21 protein-coding genes are annotated in these 17107 nt (G+C 51.2%); 9 read left to right on the top strand and 12 right to left on the bottom strand.

Annotated elements, in window-relative coordinates; all coding sequences use genetic code 11:
- Window positions 1-263: 263 nt before the first annotated feature.
- Window positions 264-1160, bottom strand: a complete 897-nt coding sequence (locus DG177_RS04480; protein ID WP_108810399.1) for an AraC family transcriptional regulator N-terminal domain-containing protein — start codon at window positions 1158-1160, stop codon at window positions 264-266.
- A 166-nt stretch (window positions 1161-1326) separates the two neighbouring features.
- Here DG177_RS04480 and DG177_RS04475 point away from each other — a divergent pair, with 166 nt between their 5' ends.
- Genes DG177_RS04475 through DG177_RS04465 form a run of 4 tightly spaced genes read left to right on the top strand, consistent with a single transcriptional unit; the run spans window position 1327 to window position 3546 of the window.
- On the top strand, window positions 1327-2061 hold the full coding sequence (locus DG177_RS04475) for an SDR family NAD(P)-dependent oxidoreductase (protein WP_108812768.1): 735 nt from the start codon (window positions 1327-1329) through the stop codon (window positions 2059-2061).
- Window positions 2062-2091: 30 nt separating this feature from the next.
- The gene (locus tag DG177_RS17645) at window positions 2092-2244 is read left to right on the top strand and encodes a hypothetical protein (protein WP_337658502.1); all 153 of its coding nucleotides are present in this window, start codon (window positions 2092-2094) and stop codon (window positions 2242-2244) included.
- Complete coding sequence (locus DG177_RS04470; protein WP_337658501.1) at window positions 2241-2705, top strand: nuclear transport factor 2 family protein; 465 nt, start codon at window positions 2241-2243, stop codon at window positions 2703-2705. The genes DG177_RS17645 and DG177_RS04470 overlap by 4 nt, the downstream gene beginning before the upstream one ends.
- Window positions 2698-3546 (top strand): ergot alkaloid biosynthesis protein, encoded by an 849-nt coding sequence (locus DG177_RS04465; protein WP_108810398.1) that lies wholly within the window; start codon window positions 2698-2700, stop codon window positions 3544-3546. Before DG177_RS04470 ends, DG177_RS04465 begins: the two co-directional genes overlap by 8 nt.
- 98 nt (window positions 3547-3644) lie before the next feature.
- Here the strand turns inward: DG177_RS04465 and DG177_RS04460 are convergent, their stop codons facing one another.
- A complete protein-coding gene (locus tag DG177_RS04460) occupies window positions 3645-4157 on the bottom strand; it encodes a hypothetical protein (protein WP_337658500.1) in 513 nt (170 codons plus the stop codon).
- A gap of 58 nt (window positions 4158-4215) precedes the next feature.
- Entirely contained in the window at window positions 4216-6378 is a 2163-nt protein-coding gene (locus DG177_RS04455) for a penicillin acylase family protein (protein ID WP_108810396.1), read from the bottom strand.
- Window positions 6379-6716: 338 nt separating this feature from the next.
- On the opposite strand from DG177_RS04455, the gene DG177_RS04445 reads away from it, so the two are divergent.
- Window positions 6717-7004 (top strand): hypothetical protein, encoded by a 288-nt coding sequence (locus DG177_RS04445; protein ID WP_108810394.1) that lies wholly within the window; start codon window positions 6717-6719, stop codon window positions 7002-7004.
- Between the two features lie 76 nt (window positions 7005-7080).
- Here the strand turns inward: DG177_RS04445 and DG177_RS04440 are convergent, their stop codons facing one another.
- From DG177_RS04440 to DG177_RS04425, 4 genes are read right to left on the bottom strand one after another with little or no spacing between them, the layout of a single operon-like run.
- A complete protein-coding gene (locus tag DG177_RS04440; protein ID WP_108810393.1) occupies window positions 7081-7848 on the bottom strand; it encodes a glutathione S-transferase N-terminal domain-containing protein in 768 nt (255 codons plus the stop codon).
- Window positions 7849-7868: 20 nt separating this feature from the next.
- Window positions 7869-8912: an alpha/beta fold hydrolase gene (locus DG177_RS04435; RefSeq protein ID WP_108810392.1), complete on the bottom strand. Its 1044-nt coding sequence runs from the start codon at window positions 8910-8912 to the stop codon at window positions 7869-7871.
- A gap of 48 nt (window positions 8913-8960) precedes the next feature.
- Window positions 8961-9575, bottom strand: coding sequence for a glutathione S-transferase N-terminal domain-containing protein (locus DG177_RS04430; RefSeq protein WP_108810391.1), 615 nt, complete (start codon window positions 9573-9575; stop codon window positions 8961-8963).
- A gap of 54 nt (window positions 9576-9629) precedes the next feature.
- Window positions 9630-10289, bottom strand: coding sequence for a redoxin domain-containing protein (locus DG177_RS04425; RefSeq protein WP_108810390.1), 660 nt, complete (start codon window positions 10287-10289; stop codon window positions 9630-9632).
- 130 nt (window positions 10290-10419) lie between these two features.
- On the opposite strand from DG177_RS04425, the gene DG177_RS04420 reads away from it, so the two are divergent.
- The 4 genes from DG177_RS04420 (at window position 10420) to DG177_RS04405 (ending at window position 13077) form a co-directional block, all read left to right on the top strand.
- Window positions 10420-11319, top strand: a complete 900-nt coding sequence (locus DG177_RS04420) for a LysR substrate-binding domain-containing protein (protein WP_108810389.1) — start codon at window positions 10420-10422, stop codon at window positions 11317-11319.
- Between the two features lie 159 nt (window positions 11320-11478).
- Complete coding sequence (locus DG177_RS04415) at window positions 11479-11904, top strand: MAPEG family protein (RefSeq protein ID WP_108810388.1); 426 nt, start codon at window positions 11479-11481, stop codon at window positions 11902-11904.
- Window positions 11905-11970: 66 nt separating this feature from the next.
- The gene (locus tag DG177_RS04410) at window positions 11971-12495 is read left to right on the top strand and encodes a DUF1330 domain-containing protein (protein ID WP_337658499.1); all 525 of its coding nucleotides are present in this window, start codon (window positions 11971-11973) and stop codon (window positions 12493-12495) included.
- Between the two features lie 63 nt (window positions 12496-12558).
- Complete coding sequence (locus DG177_RS04405; protein WP_108810387.1) at window positions 12559-13077, top strand: DUF1330 domain-containing protein; 519 nt, start codon at window positions 12559-12561, stop codon at window positions 13075-13077.
- Window positions 13078-13116: 39 nt separating this feature from the next.
- Here DG177_RS04405 and DG177_RS04400 read toward each other — a convergent pair whose 3' ends face one another.
- Genes DG177_RS04400 through cobA form a run of 5 tightly spaced genes read right to left on the bottom strand, consistent with a single transcriptional unit; the run spans window position 13117 to window position 17046 of the window.
- Window positions 13117-13905 (bottom strand): phosphoadenylyl-sulfate reductase, encoded by a 789-nt coding sequence (locus DG177_RS04400; protein WP_108810386.1) that lies wholly within the window; start codon window positions 13903-13905, stop codon window positions 13117-13119.
- Window positions 13898-14323, bottom strand: a complete 426-nt coding sequence (locus DG177_RS04395; protein ID WP_108810385.1) for a DUF934 domain-containing protein — start codon at window positions 14321-14323, stop codon at window positions 13898-13900. Before DG177_RS04395 ends, DG177_RS04400 begins: the two co-directional genes overlap by 8 nt.
- Entirely contained in the window at window positions 14316-15947 is a 1632-nt protein-coding gene (locus DG177_RS04390; protein WP_108810384.1) for a nitrite/sulfite reductase, read from the bottom strand. Before DG177_RS04390 ends, DG177_RS04395 begins: the two co-directional genes overlap by 8 nt.
- Before the next feature lie 2 nt (window positions 15948-15949).
- On the bottom strand, window positions 15950-16246 hold the full coding sequence (locus DG177_RS04385; RefSeq protein WP_108810383.1) for a DUF2849 domain-containing protein: 297 nt from the start codon (window positions 16244-16246) through the stop codon (window positions 15950-15952).
- A complete protein-coding gene (gene cobA / locus DG177_RS04380; RefSeq protein WP_337658498.1) occupies window positions 16243-17046 on the bottom strand; it encodes a uroporphyrinogen-III C-methyltransferase in 804 nt (267 codons plus the stop codon). Before cobA ends, DG177_RS04385 begins: the two co-directional genes overlap by 4 nt.
- Between the last annotated feature and the right edge of the window lie 61 nt (window positions 17047-17107).

Raw genomic sequence — 17107 nt, 5'->3', positions numbered from 1 at the left:
GCATTGAAAATGATGGACTATTTTTGGATTGGCCAATTCTGCGGAAGACCATCCTAGCCAAAATGAAAGTTTCAACCAGACTAGAACGTCGATATTTGATGGGCTTTGATGGTCATTCTAATGTCCGCTTTGGGCGCAAAAGCGGACGTTAGAAATCGTAAGTGAGGGACATGCCGGCATGGGAATCTGACAACCGCACGGAATTGGCGTAGTAATTCCGGGCAACTATCGGCTTGACGACTAGGATGTGAAGCAACAAAGTTTTACGCCATGGCAAAATCGGGAGTCGCCCGCAGCCGTTGCGCATCTTGCATCGGCGGCGCGCCAAATATCCGGGAATAGTCACGGCTGAACTGGGACGGGCTTTCATAACCCACCTTGAAACCCGCACTGGCCGCGTCCAGGGCGTCGGAAACCATGATCCTACGGGCTTCCTGCAAGCGAAGGCGAGTCCGATATTGTAGCGGAGTGTAGGTTGTCACAGCCTTGAAATGCTCGTGCAATGACGAGCTACTCATTCCAGCTTCCTGTGCCAGCCGATCAATGCTGAATGGCTTAGCATAATGGTTTTTGATCCAGATAATTGCTCTGCTGATCTGGCTGAGATGACTTTCAGCATTGGCAATATGACGCATCATCTCCCTCTGTTCACCGGTCAACAGCCGGTAAAGAATTTCGCGCTCCGCCAAAGGGGCAAGTGCAGGAATATCTTCTGGCGTGTCGAGTAGACGCAGCAAGCGGACCATCGCGTCGATAAGATCTGGCGTGACGGTACTGAGTGCTATTCCAGGTTTTGATGTGGTCTTGGGTGCACCGGTCCCATGTTCCAGCAACAGTTCACTGAGAACCGTTACATTGAGGTCAAGGCTGATGCATAAATAAGGGCGTTCCTCGCTTGCTTCGATGATGGAACCTTGCAGCGGCAGATCAACGGACGCCACAAGATATTGGGATGCATCATAAACATAGTCCAAATGACCCAGGACCACATGTTTCCGGCCTTGCGCGACAAGGCATAGAGAAGGCTCATAAATTGTCGGCATGGATGCCGTGGTCGTCTTGGATCGTATAAGCTTAACCCGCGGCAATGCGCACGGCTCGATGCCGTCAAAAGTCTGATGACGACCGATGATATCGCTCAATTCCTGCGCTTTGTTCATGACCACTTTATCTCACGGATTTTGCATCCAGACAACCACAAGCCATTCATTCTGGAGGATCAGGCAAGACTTGCGGATTAGCATTCTACCGCCTTCGGACAAGCATCAGCCATATTCAGAATGCCAAGAGACGATGATGTCTCGGATCATGTTTGAGGAGATTGAAATGAAACCAGCAATGGAAAAAGTGGTGCTGATTACCGGTGCCAGCAGCGGGATTGGCGCCGCAACCTGCCGCTTGCTCGGCCAGAGTGGGACCAAGCTCGTTCTCGGCGCACGGCGCACGGAACCATTGGCTTCGCTGTGCGACGAGATTAATGCTGCCGGCGGCAACGCGATTTATCAAAAGGTCGATGTTACCGACCGCGATGAAATGCGCGCCTTTGGTAATGCCGCTATCGACAGATTTGGCTCGATAGACGTGCTTGTCAACAATGCTGGCATCATGCCGGTATCGCCATTGTCCGCTCTAAAGGTCGATGAGTGGGACCGGATGATTGATGTCAATATGCGCGGCGTGTTGAACGGAGTCGCCGCTGTATTGCCGCATTTTATTGCGCGCGGGACAGGTCAGTTCGTCAATATTGCATCGCTTGGAGCACATTATGTTGTGCCAACCGGCGCGGTCTATTGCGCAACAAAATTTGCTGTCTGGGCCATTACCGACGGCATAAGGCAAGAGCATAAGGACATTCGCGCGACGATCATCTCGCCCGGCGTCGTAACCTCCGAATTGGGCGGCGACATAACGGATGGCGCCTCCATTCAAGCCATGGCGGACTTTCGCAAAGTGGCGATCGAACCCGATGCCATTGCCCGCGCGATCCGTTTTGCCATCGAACAACCGGACGATGTCGACGTCAGCGAAGTGATTGTTCGCCCAACCGCGAGTGACTTTTAACTCCCCCCCCCGGCGCGAAAGGAACTATATATGGAACAGCGTAAACTAGGAAATGCAGGACCCACCACCGTTGTTGTTGGCTTAGGCTGTATGGGCATGTCGGATGTCTATGGCAGTGCCGCAGGTGCCCGGTTTCCGGAGTCTCAGCTGGCACATCTGGATAGCGAAAGGAGTGCGGCATGATGACCAATCAACCCGATCAATTTTCCAGCTTCTCCGGTCTGCTGCGGGAAGCGCTTGATGACTTTCTAGTCCCGGATGCTGAAACGTTTCTGGATATGGTAGCCGATGATATCGTCATGGAATTTCCCTATGCACCGCCGGCCGCTGTGCCCCGTGTGGAAGGGAAGGCAGCACTAGTAGAATATCTGCCGGGAGCCGCCTCGCTCATCACGATCGAGTCAATGTCAGAGCCGGTGGTGCATCGCGCACAGAATTCCAATATCATAATATTGGAATTCACCTGCACCGGTCATGGCACCGAAACCGGGATTGCCTACGATCAAACCTATATATCTGTGGTGACCTTGGCGGATGGGCATATCACCCACTATCGCGACTACTGGAACCCCCTGATCGCACTGCGCGCGATGGGCGGCGATGACGCCATTGCCGCAGCATTGAAGGAGGCCGACAATGCTTAATAAAATCCTTGTCACCGGCGGAACCGGCAAGACGGGAAGCCGTCTTGCCAAACAACTGCGCGCAAGCGGGCATAGCCCCCGTATTGCAACCAGAAACCCCGATGGAGCCGATCAGGTCTGGTTTGATTGGGCAGATCAAGGCAGCTACCAAGCGGCACTGGATGAAGTCAAAGCGATATATCTTGTCGCACCTGCGAACGTTCCGGAACCGCTGGCCGCCATGAAACCATTTATCGACCGCGCGATTGACAGTGGTGTGGAGCGCTTTGTGTTGCTCAGCGCCTCCTCGCTCGAGGAAGGCGGTCCGATGATGGGTGCTGTGCACCGTTACCTGCATGAACATGCGCCAGGCTGGTTCGTCTTGCGTCCCACCTGGTTCATGCAGAATTTTTCGGAGCAGCAGCATCTGCCAACCATTCGCGATGAACAGGCGATCTATTCAGCGACAGGAGATGGACGGGTTCCATTCGTTGACGCCGATGATATTGCGGCGGTGGCCGCTGCTGCGCTAACGGACCCTAACATTCCCGACGATGACGCGATTCTGACTGGACCACAGTTGCTTTCCTATGACGAGGTTGCCGAGGTCCTGTCCGATGCTTTGGGTTGTACGATTACCCATCATCATCTGAGTGAACGAGAATTGATAGAGCGCTTCGAAACGGACGGAATGAACAGAACCTATGCGGAGTTACTTGCTGCAATGGATACCGCTATTGCGGTCGGCGGTGAAGCTCAGCTTTCCGGTTCAGTCACGGAGCTGACCGGAATCGCGCCGCAAGACTTCACTGGCTTTGTCGCACGCAATATCGAGCGTTGGAAAGTTCCTCGAAACATCTAAGGAGCATCGTGAGGATCGAGTGCTAGTGTCCGCTTTCGGTATGGAGCGGTCACAATTTTAGCAACCGCTGTTGATTGCTCAATTGCAAGGCGCCACACTCAGAGGCCATATCCGATATCATTTTCCCAGAGCACCAAGTCCCCACAGATCAGTTGAATGCGTTGGTACTTTCCCTGTGCTCGATGACTCACTTTAAGTTGCGTTGGATTGATAGGATCTGCTGTCAGTTTGGGATTGCTCAGATTAACCGGCGAGCGAAATTGTAAATCGAGAATCAGTGTCTGAGCATTGCCCGAAAGGTTTGATTTCCGGCGAACAAAAACGGGTTTGTATCCTTCGTCCGGCAAGATAACTTCTCCTGATAAGAAAAGCCGAGGTGGACCGGGCGGTTCGGCATCACCAATAACCTGCCAGTTGGAATGAGACATCGCAACGCAGGGTTCAGAAGGTAAAGGTCGCGATCCACAACTTGCCATGGTTAGAAGAAGGATCGCCAAGGCCGGAAGAGCTAATTTCATATTTGCTTTCAACAATAAATTGACACACATACGACTGCTTAATCTCGCAACAAAGCAAACTGCACAATTCAGCAATGTAAAGAAATTATCCACGATCTCAAATCCAACGTCCGCTTTCGGGATGAAGCGGACATTGTTCGAATTTCGCTAGTCACTCACGACCGGGACGATAACGCCTAGTTGCCGCCGCCTCAATCTCACCGCGTTCAATTAAGGCAGTACGCCATTTTTCAGCAACAAATAGCTCGGCTTGATCGGCATAATGGGGTGAGTTTTTATCCAACGTGGCGTTGCCAAATTGATGGATAACCCTGGCAGATTGTTTGCCCGACCGATCCCATTCGACCATAGCAATCCAAGTGTCGCCTGCGATTGCATGTAGTTTTCCATCATCGCGCACTTCAGCGGGATAGATAGCGCGTAATGTATCTGATGCCCCGCTGACAGGCAGGCTGAGGTCACCACGAACCAACCGGTTAATCTCTCCCCATTCAGGATCAATGCGGCCATAATGCTTGTTGAGATAATCGACTGCTTGGCGAAACGCATCAAGCGGCTCGGGCGCTGGTATCTTTGTAAACCGCTCGGTGATTTCGTGCACTACGGTCAGGCCGCCAAGCGCTGCGTGCCGATTTTTAATGTCCATCTTGCGATTCCATGCGGCCAGATGTTTCGCCGCTGCAGCCATATCCGGTTCGGCGCTCCAATCGTGTCCCAGAACCGCCGATACGACCTTATCCGCCTGAGAATTCTTCGCGTAGCCGGTATCAAATTTGATCGCGAGGAGCGCTGCGCGGTCCAATTTGGTAATCCCGTCGGTTAGCTCCATGATCCGCAGCGACCGATTGGTCTGATCGGTTTGCAACCCCATGGATTTGGGAAAATCTTCAGGGCGTAAATTGTCCGGGCCATCGGTGGCGTCATAGGGCTGGTTATTGGAATTATAGACAAAACCAGATTTTGGATTGAGCAATATCGGAACCGCGTCATAGGGGCGATAGCCATCCCAGATCAGATCGGAACGGTCGCCGGGCATGTCCTTAGTCCAATCCCAACCCTCGACGCGATTGGGATACTGTCCGTTGTGGATCAGTGCAACAACACCGTCTTTGTCAGCATAGACATAATTGATGCTGGGCAACGCGTTCATAGACATGGCCGCATAAAACTCATCCCAGTTTCTGGCTTTGCTGACTTTCAACCGTTGCTCGGTTTGCCGCATCTCCCCCATGCCGGCGTAGCGGATCGCAAAGCTGCCTTTTTTAGATTGAATCACCGGACCATGTTGGGAGCGCAAGATTTTTTGTTCCGACGTGTAAGCAAATGGGCCAAAAATTTTGATTCTGATCTTTGCAGTTTTGACTTCGAAATTCTCCCATTTACCGTCAAGTCGGTATTGGTTTTCATTCTTCGGATTGATCACGAGTTTATAGACATCGCTAAGATCAGGATTGCTGACCGTATTGGCCCATCCAAGATTGCGATTAAAGCCATGCAAAACCATCGGTGATCCGGGGAACATGCCGCCCTGAATATCCAGGCCCTCTTCCGAAACCAAATGGGCTTCCCACCAGGCAACGGGTCCTGTCATGGGCTGATGGGAATTAATGATCAACCGCGTCACATCATCAGTCGAACGCGATGGCGCGACCGCAAAAGCATTGGAACCGCGCTTTGGCGCCTTGCGGTCGGAGACCATCCATGCGGTTTCGCCGTTGCCGGGATCAAGCGCAATTTCGGCCATCCGGTCATCCGAGAATAGTTCGAGCAAGGTGCCATCCAAACCATAGAAAAATGGCGTCTTAAACAAGGAGCCCGCAATGACATCCTTGGCTTTAAACGGAGCGAGGCCATGCATGATTTTATCGGGGTTCTCCGACGCGTAGAGGTTTAGTCCCGCAACGTAAGCATCGGCTATTGCTTTGACTTCATCGGAGACTTCGCTCTCATATTTAGCATCGACCGTGTCCCAAACATCAAACAACGCCACAATATAATCGGTGGGCGCTCCGTCGCTGCCGTTATACCTTGCCATTAGTCCGCGTGTCGCAGCCACGCTTTCCTGAATGGTCTGAAAATCATCTTCGGCATGGGCATAGCCGACGCCAAAGGTCACATCGGCATCGGTTTTACCAAATATATGCGGGACGCCATAATTGTCCCGGATAATCTCGGCATCATATTTGGATGCATTAGCTGCCAATATTTCCGAAGAGGGATTAGCGGGCAAGGGATCCCACAGGAAAACGCTCGCTGCAATGATCCCAAAGATCATCAGGACGCCGCTCCATTTTAGTCCGCGTTTCCATGGCATTATCTGTTGATCCAAACTCTATTAGTTTCCGTATTGAAAAGCATAGCTATCGTGAAGGAGAGTGCAATGTTCGACTGATCGAAATTTGAGTTAAGCGACAATGTCCGCTGTCGGGATATAGTCGCCGCAACGCTAATGTCCGCATTGGGTGCAAGAGCGGACATTGTATTTGTGACGATCATTATCACCTGATAGCATATCGAAATGACACTTAAATTCATTTTGGCTTTGCCTTTTTTAGTTTGGTTTGCTCCTGCGGAAACTGGACATCAAAATCGTCAGCACAATCTCCGGATGGAAAGGCTGTTGCGAAAGTTTCGGTGATGTTGCGTGGAGCAATGAGCAGCAATCTAACACGTATCAATTTGGAGAACCGAAACGATGGCAAATTGCTGCATCCTGGTATTGCACTGGAAGCAGACGGAGCCATAGTAGATGAGATCGAGTTGGACTGGGTCGGCCCAAATCATCTATTGATCAAAATATGTAATGCCACTGGGTTGAAAGTTCGATCTAGATTCCGTCGTGATCCGATTACGAACCCCGATGGTTCGGAAAATTCAATTTTTATTGATGTTGAGAATTTTCGCTATTCTGATTTCGAACAACGCTGCATCAAGTTGTGATCGTTCAATATATCTTCGCGATACGAAATCGCCAACGTCCGCTAAGGACGCAAAAGCGGACATGAGCTAATCACAATCAACTCAAACCATCAGCAATTGAGTGTACCTGCATAAAATCCGGCGATAGCGTAGGATTGTCGGGCAAATGGACTGCAACGCGCTGCAGCCATGCTTTGATAACTGGATGTGCTGCCGCGCTCAGATGTTCTTCCAATCCGAACATATATCCCCATACCATTTGTGGAAAAATGGCAAAGTCGAGCATGGTTGGCTGATCGAGTGATCCCAGATAGGGGCCATCACCAATATGGCCTACAAGTTCGCCCGCTATCCGAAGCTGCATATCTTGGTAGCTTTCGGTCAAATCCATATGTTTAGCCATATCTTGAATGAACGGTGCTTTTTTCAAAGCTTCGGGCCATAGATGGCGAGCTTGTTCGGGAAGCGGTGTCTGTGCGCTTAGGATCGCGGCTAAACGCCAGCCTGCTTGCCGGAAGCGGTGATTCATTTCACCATCAATCGAATATCTGAAGATGCTCAGAAGAAAAGTATCGCTAACCCATTTGTCGATTTCTTCGATCTTTGCTTTATGCTGTGCAGGGCAAAGAGGCTTTTCCGGAAATAGCTCGTCTAGCCAATGCGCATGGGCAGAAGATTCCAGTCTCCATTCGCCGTCAATTTCCAGCACAGGAACCTGAGTTTGTTCGGTGAATCCAATGGTGGCTTCAGGCTCCATAGGATTGACAGGAACATGTGTAAAATCGATACCTTTATAGTAGAGAAAACAACCAGTTTTCCGGACATAGGGGCTGGTTGAATAACCGAATAGTTTTACTGATTTCATATGCTGGGTTCCATTTGATTCTATTCTTCTGCGACGGGTTGAATTCGGGAGTAAACCCGCAGCACGGCGGAGGCAATTTCTTCAGGTGTTTCTTCCTGCAAAAAATGCCCTCCTTGCGTTTCGGTCACGACCGCATTGGGGAAATTCTTTTTCATGTCCGACAGTCTTTTAGCCAAAATGGAATCCTGCATTCCCCAAACTATTTCCGTCGGAAACTCGCGTCCCTGATAATATTCTTCCAGTTCTCGATACTGTTTTGAACTGGGGTGATCCGGGCCGTCTGGGGACATGCGCATCATCGCCAATATGCCCTTGGCATTACCGCTATCCCGCACCGGTTTTTCATAAAGCTGGATGACGTCTTCCGGCATCGAGGCAGGGTCTGCCTGAAAGGACGGTAGTTGCCCAAATATGGATACAAGGCCCTCAAACAAAATCTCACCAGCCACAGGCGTATTCGCGACGACAAGAGGGGGCGCCAGATCTCGTTCTTCTTTAGCCGAATCGAGTACGGTATTCAGGATCACTGCGCCCTTCAATAATTCAGGAGAACGGGCAAGCGCGCCCATGCCAATGGGACCGCCCCAATCATGGCCGACAAAAATGGCTTCTTCGATCGCCAATCCATTCAAGGTCGCGTTCATCCAGCTGATATGATTCTCAAGCGTGTGCTGGCCGGCTGGAATCTTGCTTGAAAAACCCAGCCCGACGATAGTGGGCATGATGATACGGAATTGGTCCCGCGGCAATTCATCTGCAACCTTGCGATAAAGGAACCCGGATGTGGGAAGACCGTGCTGCATATAAACAGGATAGCCAGAGCCAACCTCCAACACGTGGACTTTGATGTTGGGCTCTACCTCGACGAAGTAGCTTTTATAGTCGTCTCCGACAAACTTGGCGGCATAGTCAGGCAAAGGAAATGCTTCAAAATTACCATTCTCTAAGGCTACCATGCCCTCTCCAGTAGGCGTTTTCAATTCTCCATCACGGGTTAAAACAATGCCCGCAATTGCCACGGCAAGAACAGCTATCCCCAATATACTCAGCAATATTTTCTTCACTATCTTACTCCCGTTTAGAATTGTCGCGCCACAATGCGCGAATATGAACTAGACGTCCGGAACCGCCATACCCGCCTGAACTGCTGGCCGAGCCGCCATGGTTTCATGCCAGGTTTCCAGATTTTTGAATGAAGTTCCGATTAAGGCTTTTGCACCGTCATAGGCGGCCGATGACCACGGATAGATGGCCATATCCGCAATGGAATAATCGCCTGCCACATTTTCATGCTTCGCCAGTTGCTTATCGAGAACACCAAGAAGTCTGATCATTTCATCCGAGAAGCGTTTTATCGCGTAGGGGAGTTTTTCATCGGCGACATTGAGGAAGTGATTTAATTGCCCAAGCATCGGTCCCAGCCCAGCTGTTTGCCAAGCAAGCCATTCCAGAACTTCTATCCTTGCAGGTGTATCGGTGGGCAAAAACTGACCTGTCTTCTCTGCCAGATATGTGAGGATTGCACCCGATTCAAAAACGCTCACGCCATTATCACTATCCACAATGGCTGGTATTTTGTTGTTTGGGCTTATTTTTAGAAAATCTGGCGCATACTGCTCATCATTTTGAAGGTTAATGGCGTGAACCTGATAAGGCAGCCCCATTTCCTCCAACGCTATTGATATCTTACGGCCATTTGGTGTCGTTGAAGTATATAGATCAATCATCGCATGCTCCCTTTATGTTATGCGTGATGATCATTGAGTAGAATTTGAAAGCATTCAAGCTGTTGCAGCGGTTAAGGACTTTAACGCGGCGAGTGCCTCCGATGGTTCAAGTCTGCGGGTATATTTTATATCAACATCGGCAAGAACTATCTGGCCATTGCCGCCCACTACAAATGTTGCCGGGATAGGAAGCGCCCAACCGGTTTCGGCATTTAGTCCATCCAGATTCATGCCAAAATTTGTGAATAGCTGCTGCAGTTCCGCGGGTAACTCGAATGCAATTCCTAGGGCTTTGGCAAGTCGATTTCCGGTGTCCGTTAAAACCGGAAATGTGAGAGCATTTTTTTCGATGGTCGTCAGCGAATTGTCTGGCTTCTCGGGTGAAATTGCAATCAGTTGACCGCCAAGGCCGGTGATCTCGCCAAGAATATTCTGATACGCCTTAAGCTCCAGATTGCAGTAGGGACACCATCCGCCTCGATAAAAGGTTATGATGAGGGGACCTTCCTCGTTGAGGCTAGACAATGAAACAGCGTTTCCAGTTGCATCACTGAGCGTTGCATAAGGCAGAAAATCTCCAACCTTTAGCGCATCTGCACCAACCTTCCGTTCTTTAAGTTCGTCGTCTGCGGCGCGCATGACCTCGAGTGCTTCAGGTGGGATTTGCGTGACAGAGTTTGCCATTTGCGCCTGAAGCAAGGATTGAAGCGACATGTTGGAAATTCTCCATAGGCTAATGATCTAGATCGTGCTGATATCGTTTCACCAGTGAGCCGTCAGCAATTCACATCGCACCTTGCTGTTGCATCAGATAGCCACTACGAGTTGCTGAGGGAGACAATGCATGCTGGGCGCACAACATCTGGATTGGGAAGAGGTGAAAAGCTTCGCCGTAGTTGCGGATGCTGGATCGGTCCGACGGGCTGCTCGGGCGCTTGGCGTTCATCATTCCACAGTGAGCCGCCGGATAGATAGTCTCGAATACGCACTGGGTACAAAGCTCTTTGATCGACAGCCTGAAGGCTTTGTCCTGAACGCCGCCGGCGAGGAATTTGTCACCGCTGTACAAGATTGCGGGGGGCGGCTGAATAGCGCCGAACGATCAATATCAGGGCAGGATGGCGATATGAGCGGTGTCGTGACCGTAACAATGGCGGAGCCGATTGCCGTTCATACATTTGGCCCCAGATTGTCAGAATTTACCGACATGCATCCGGGCATCGAAGTGCATATGATCGCGACGACCAGTATATTGGATGTTTCGAGAAGGGAGGCTGATATAGCGATCCGCATTGATAACAATCCACCGCAATCGCTCGTGGGAAAACGCATCATCACCTATAATCAAACCGTATACGCAACTCAGGAATATCTGGATTCTCAGGATTTCGAAAATGATCCGGAAGCTGCAAGATGGGTTGCGTGGGATGCTGATGATAACAAATTCCCGGAATGGACGAAGGAAACAGAGTTTAGCAAAGTGCCGATGTGGGGATGTTTTCCGGGAGCGGCGATGCAATTGTCAGCGGCTAAGGGCGGCCTAGGTCTAGCCATGATCCCCTGTTTTATAGGAGACCGCGAACCGCAACTGGTCCGGGCCACAAAAAAGAAACCGATCAAGGCACGTGATATCTGGCTGCTGACGCACAGTGATCTAAAGCGGACGGCGCGGATCAAGGCGTTCATGACTTTTGCCGAAAAGGTCCTTCGTGATGCCAAACATGAGTTCCTGGGGATCATTTAGATCAACGGCAAATAACGCTTGAGCAAAATTCAATGGCGCATGAGTAAGCCACCAAGTTGCACAACTACCAAATGACAACAGATTAGTGCACCGCCAATAACGGATGAACGATCCTCGGTGATCATTCAAATCAAACCACAAAAATGGCGGAGTACTAAAATGGTCTATCCTCTTACCACAGCAATGGCAGGCGCTTTCCTGATAATATTGCAGCAGTGTTTGATGATGAATGCGGGCTCGCACCGGGCAAAGGCCAAAATTGGTGTTGGCTATTCTGAAGACCGGGAGCTTGAACGGAAGGTTCGGCGTCATGGCAATCTTGCTGAGAATGGAGCGCTGTTTCTTGTCATCCTTGCACTGGTCGAAGGAATTACAGGCGGAGGCACCGCCGTGACTATTTTTGCGGCTATTTTTGTGATTGCACGCATATCGCATGCAGTTGGGTTCTCATCGCTTTCCGGCTCTCATGCCGATGGCAGTTCATTCACGCCATTTGTATTTTTCAGAATGATCGGTGCGATGGGTACTGGATTAACCGGCATCGCACTCGGTCTGTATCTTGCCTACCTTCTTGCAACACTTTGAAAACAGGCGTCATCAATAACCACAATTAGCAAGTTTTCGACCGAATTCTCTAAAGGTGCTCACATTATGAAATTCATCATCAAACTCATCACTTCGATCATGGCCTCCTCTTTGGTTCTATCCACTGCAGCACCAGCCGCTGCGGAACACCACCAGGCGGCAGCGAACCACGGTCATATCGATGCCAACCCAAAGGCGCTGGGCGAAATGTTCAAGCTGCCGATGGATGAAGAAATTCATATGCTCAATATGATCAAGCTAAAGGACAAAGCAGAATATCCGGATGGCAGTGAATTTGCGAAGAAAGGCTGGACTGGCGCTCAGGCCTATGCGGAATATCGCCGCCACGCAGGGCCAATTGTGGCGCGGCTGGGTGGCAGCACACACTATACCGGTGTACCGCAGCTTACTTTAATCGGCCCGGAAGACGAGCAATGGGACTCGATCTTCATCATCTACTATCCCGATGTGACCATTTTACAGGCTCTTTTTGAAGATCCGGAGTATCAGAAACATGCCTTTCATCGGAAGGCCGGGGTCGCGGATTCCAGACTAATTCGCATGGCTCCTGCGCCTGCTCCAAAACAGTAACTGCTTATTCTTTAGTGCAAGGGAATCGTCAATTCAGTCAAACATTTGAAAGGTATCTGAACCATGAAAATATTTACCGCCCAGGTCACATCCATTGTGACATTAACGATGGCCTCATTATTGGCCTTGCCCGTCGGTGCCAAAGACAATGAAACGGCACCCGCAACATACGTAAACTCCGATGCAAAAGCCTATGCTGCCATGCAGAAGCTTCCTGCAGATGAACCGCTGCACATGCTCAATATGATCCGGTTCAAAGACAAAGCGAGCTATGAAGACGGTAGCGCATTTGCAGTCAAGGGTTGGACCGGCCAGCAGGCTTACGCGGAATATAGTCGCCATTCAGGTCCTATTGCCAATCGGGCTGGTGGAAAGGTAGTGTATTTCGGAATGCCCCAGCTTACCTTGATCGGACCAGAACATGAAAAATGGGATGCAGTTTTCATTGTCTCTTATCCCAATCTTGCATCCTTTTTAGCGCTCGTCGGTGATCCGGAATATAAAAAACACGCCTTCCATCGTAGCGCTGCGGTTGCGGATTCACGGCTGGTGCGCATGGCATCTGCTCCCGTGCCCAATTAACGTCCGCTTTCGGGATGAAGCAGATGACAATCAATCCCACTAAAAGATCGGATCGTTTGCGCCACTTTCATCATCATCCGCGATTGGCAGAGGTGTGACTTCGTCATGAATACCACATTCGGTTTTGTCCCAACCGCGCCACCGGCCTGCGCGGGGGTCTTCGCCGGGTTTCACCTTTGAGGTGCACGGCGCACAGCCGACGGAGAGATATCCTTGCGCCTCCAGGGGGTGCCGGGGCAGGTCATGTTCTTCAAAATAAGCTTCGAGATCATCTTTGACCCAATCGCCCAGCGGGTTGATTTTCAGGCGACCGTCTTCGACTTCAAAGCGCGGCAGATTTTGCCGGGTGACAGATTGAAAAGCCTTGCGGCCGGAAATCCAGCTGTTGAGATCAGCTTTGGCGCGTGCCAAAGGCTCGACCTTGCGGATTTCACAGCAGCCATCCGGGTCAAATGACCAGCGTAATTCGTTCCCGTCCTTTGCGGCGAGAACGACAGGGTCGGGCTTCACCACATTTCCATTTTGAATGCCCAACGTCTTGATAAGAGTCTCACGATATTCCAGCGTTTCTGGAAACATCTTCAACGTATCGACAAAGGTCACGGGAATCGAAGGGTCGGCCGTTGCAACTAAGTGCAGCAGGACCGCGCTTTCTGTACCAAATGATGAAACAACAGCGACTTCGCCGAGATTGCCTTCCTCGAACAGCGTTTTGAGCATGGCTGATGCATGCACGCCTTCAAAGCGTGCGTTCAGCGCATCTGCATCCGCCTGCGTAAAGTCTGGACGTGCATCGATAATGTCAATTTTGCGAGCTGGTTCACCCATGGCGCAAATTCCATATTGGGGCACGGGAATCGGTTGTGCCCTGATAGACCTCATCATAGAGGTCCAGCGCTTTTTTCATGACCTTGGCATCGATCGGAGCATCAGGTGCGAACGCGTCAAAGCCGCAGCGGCGCATATAGGCGATCTGATCGACCAGCACGTCTCCGCTGGCGCGCAATTCTCCTTTATAACCTGCTTCGCGCAAAATCTGTGCTGCAGAATAGCCGCGACCATCACCGAAGACAGGAAAATCGATCTCTATTAGTGCCAGACGGTCTAGTAACGGCAGCAACAGCCGGGCATCTTCGCCGGCTTCGATCCGCACAGCGGTGGCATTGGATTGATCCAGAAAGGCATCCAGCGAAACCGCTGGCTCTTCGTGGACGTCGTCATCGCGAAAACGGATTGCCTCAACCATAAATAGCCTCCTTGAACGCTGCCATGCCAACACGCCGATAAGTGTCGATAAACCGCTCATCCTCCTGCCGTTCCTTCAGATACAAATCGGTCACCGTCTCGATCGCGTCGATCACGCCATCTTCGTCAAAGCCGGGGCCGGTTATTTTGGCAAGGCTGGTGTCTTCGGCAGCTGATCCGCCAAGCAGTAACTGGTAATTTTCTGTACCTTTCCGATCGACACCCAATATACCGATATGACCCGCATGATGGTGCCCGCAGGCATTTATGCAGCCAGATATTTTGAGTTTCAGTTCGCCCAGTTCGCGTTGGCGACCGAGATCAGCAAAGCGCTCGCTGATCTTCTGTGCCAGCGGAATGGAACGTGCATTGGCAAGGCTGCAATAATCCAGACCAGGGCAGGCAATGCTGTCAGTGATCAAATCGAGATTGGCTGGCGCCAGGCCCGCTTCATCCAGCTTCTGCCAGAGGGCATAAAGATCGCTCTTTTTGACGTGAGGCAAAACGATATTCTGACTGTGCGTAACCCGCATCTCATCAAAGCTATATTGTTCCGCCAGATCAGCCATCAGGTCAATCTGCGCAGAGGATGCGTCGCCCGGAATACCGCTTTTTGGCTTCAGGCTGATTGTAGCAATGGCATAGCCGGGCTGTTTGTGTGCGACCGTATTCTGGTCGACCCAAAGGTTGAAGTCGGGATCCGAGAGATCGAGATCATCGCTGGCGTCTTTGTCAAATGCCGGATCAGCAAAATACTCGGTGATCCGCGCAAGCTCTTCCACTGGCGGATTGAGGCCCAGCGTTTTCATATGGGCGAATTCTTCTTCGACCTGGCGGGTATATTCTTCCTTGCCGAGTTCATGGACGAGGATTTTGATCCGCGCTTTATATTTGTTGTCGCGCCGCCCGTAGCGATTATAGACCCGCAGGCAGGCTTCGGCATAGCTGATCAACTCGTCTGCCGGGACGAAATCACGGATTTCAGGAGCGATCATTGGCGTCCGGCCCATGCCGCCACCGACAAAGAATTTCGCTCCCAGTTCGCCGTCCTTGTGAACAAGCTGGATCCCGATATCATGAAGGCGCATCGCCGCGCGGTCTTCGTCGCTGGCAATGACCGCGATCTTGAACTTGCGAGGCAGGTAAGAAAATTCAGGGTGGAAACTCGACCATTGACGGAGGATTTCCGCCCAAGGACGCGGATCCGCAATCTCGTCAGCCGCCGCACCTGCATATTGGTCAGATGAGATATTGCGGATGCAATTGCCGCTGGTCTGGATTGCGTGCATTTCAACCGATGCCAGATCGGTGAGAATATCAGGCGCATCTTCCAGCTTGATCCAGTTATATTGAATATTCTGGCGCGTAGTAAAATGCCCGTAGTCGCGGTCATATTTGCGTGCGATGTGACCCAGCATCCGCATCTGCTTGCCGTTCAATGTGCCATAAGGAATGGCGACGCGCAGCATGTAAGCGTGCAACTGGAGATAAAGTCCATTCATCAGACGGAGCGGTTTGAACTGGTCTTCAGTCAGTTCACCGGCCAGGCGGCGTTCGACCTGATCGCGAAATTCCGCAACCCGTGTATCGACCATCTGCTGGTCATATTTGTCATATTGATACATGCTTATATCACCCAGTTTCCAGCCTCGGGATCGGCTGGCTTTAATGTTAAATCCGGTCTTACAGTCGGGCCAAGCGCTCTTACGCGGTCCTTGATATGGGCAGGGCGAGGGCCATCGTCGGTCATTTCCGCTTCAATGGCATAGGGAACGTTGACCCGGCGGGAGGCTTCCTCCTCATGCAGGATGGATTCGAAATTTTCACCCACATCAACAGCATCTTCGACATGGCGGGACCAGTCGTTTCCAGTCCACCAGGTTACATCACCTGTTTTCAAATCATTTCCAGTTAGTATCTTCAAAATTCCACTCCCGCCATTTGGGCATATTCACGAAACTTGTCATTTGCATTGCCGTAACGCGCGACCTCGCCGACGACCAACAGGGCCGGGCTTTTGACATTCTCACGCAGCACGAGATCACCGAGATCGGTCAACAGAGTCTGCAAGGCGCGAAAATTGTCTCGCGTCCCATTTTCCAAAACGGCAACCGGCAAATCTGGCGACGCACCGTCGGCAATCAATTTCTCAACAATCGCTTCGGCATTGGCGACACCCATGTAGATCACCAACGTTCTTCCTTTGCCGGCCAATCCTGACCAGTTTTGATCCGAAAGGCCTTTGCATTGACCCGCAACAAACGAAACCGCGCTGGATGCGTCGCGATGAGTGAGCGGCATTTTTGCCTGAGCAGCACAGCCTAATGCGGCGCTGATTCCAGGAACAACCTCGACTCTTATGCCCGCTTTGATGCAATCACTGGCTTCTTCTCCGCCGCGCCCAAAAATGAAAGGGTCTCCGCCCTTTAGGCGGACGACCTTATGTCCCTTTTGGGCTTCCGCAACCAGTAGCGCATTAATGGCGTCCTGCGCCATGCTATGTCGAGATCGCTGCTTGGCGACAGAAATTTTCGTGGTTGTTTCGGGTGCCATGGCCAGGATATCAGAGCTAACCAGTCCATCATGAACGATTATATCGGCCTCAGCCAGCAAGCGGGCAGCACGGAGTGTCAGCAGTTCCGGATCGCCCGGGCCGGCACCGACCAGATAGACAATGCCGCTATTCGGCATATTTTCGGTTGCAAGGTGATCAAATTTTTCCATGGCACCGATATGCGATGTTAAGGCGCCGTGATCAAAGCAGAAGTTTTTTCATCGACCTAAG

The organism is Sphingorhabdus sp. Alg231-15 (assembly GCF_900149705.1).
GTDB lineage: Bacteria > Pseudomonadota > Alphaproteobacteria > Sphingomonadales > Sphingomonadaceae > Parasphingorhabdus.
This window is presented reverse-complemented; position numbering and strand designations above follow the sequence as displayed.

Excerpts from the sequence above, each read along its gene's own strand:
- DG177_RS04465 (WP_108810398.1), top strand. The coding sequence starts at position 2,698 with ATGCTTAATAAAATCCTTGTCACCGGCGGAACCGGCAAGACGGGAAGC.
- DG177_RS04480 (WP_108810399.1), bottom strand. The coding sequence starts at position 1,160 with ATGAACAAAGCGCAGGAATTGAGCGATATCATCGGTCGTCATCAGACT.
- DG177_RS17645 (WP_337658502.1), top strand. The coding sequence starts at position 2,092 with ATGGAACAGCGTAAACTAGGAAATGCAGGACCCACCACCGTTGTTGTT.
- DG177_RS04440 (WP_108810393.1), bottom strand. The coding sequence starts at position 7,848 with ATGAAATCAGTAAAACTATTCGGTTATTCAACCAGCCCCTATGTCCGG.
- DG177_RS04400 (WP_108810386.1), bottom strand. The coding sequence starts at position 13,905 with ATGGGTGAACCAGCTCGCAAAATTGACATTATCGATGCACGTCCAGAC.
- DG177_RS04455 (WP_108810396.1), bottom strand. The coding sequence starts at position 6,378 with ATGCCATGGAAACGCGGACTAAAATGGAGCGGCGTCCTGATGATCTTT.
- DG177_RS04445 (WP_108810394.1), top strand. The coding sequence starts at position 6,717 with ATGAGCAGCAATCTAACACGTATCAATTTGGAGAACCGAAACGATGGC.
- DG177_RS04415 (WP_108810388.1), top strand. The coding sequence starts at position 11,479 with ATGGTCTATCCTCTTACCACAGCAATGGCAGGCGCTTTCCTGATAATA.
- DG177_RS04475 (WP_108812768.1), top strand. The coding sequence starts at position 1,327 with ATGAAACCAGCAATGGAAAAAGTGGTGCTGATTACCGGTGCCAGCAGC.
- DG177_RS04410 (WP_337658499.1), top strand. The coding sequence starts at position 11,971 with ATGAAATTCATCATCAAACTCATCACTTCGATCATGGCCTCCTCTTTG.
- DG177_RS04420 (WP_108810389.1), top strand. The coding sequence starts at position 10,420 with ATGCTGGGCGCACAACATCTGGATTGGGAAGAGGTGAAAAGCTTCGCC.
- DG177_RS04470 (WP_337658501.1), top strand. The coding sequence starts at position 2,241 with ATGATGACCAATCAACCCGATCAATTTTCCAGCTTCTCCGGTCTGCTG.
- DG177_RS04425 (WP_108810390.1), bottom strand. The coding sequence starts at position 10,289 with ATGTCGCTTCAATCCTTGCTTCAGGCGCAAATGGCAAACTCTGTCACG.
- DG177_RS04395 (WP_108810385.1), bottom strand. The coding sequence starts at position 14,323 with ATGGTTGAGGCAATCCGTTTTCGCGATGACGACGTCCACGAAGAGCCA.
- DG177_RS04430 (WP_108810391.1), bottom strand. The coding sequence starts at position 9,575 with ATGATTGATCTATATACTTCAACGACACCAAATGGCCGTAAGATATCA.
- DG177_RS04405 (WP_108810387.1), top strand. The coding sequence starts at position 12,559 with ATGAAAATATTTACCGCCCAGGTCACATCCATTGTGACATTAACGATG.
- cobA (WP_337658498.1), bottom strand. The coding sequence starts at position 17,046 with ATGGAAAAATTTGATCACCTTGCAACCGAAAATATGCCGAATAGCGGC.
- DG177_RS04390 (WP_108810384.1), bottom strand. The coding sequence starts at position 15,947 with ATGTATCAATATGACAAATATGACCAGCAGATGGTCGATACACGGGTT.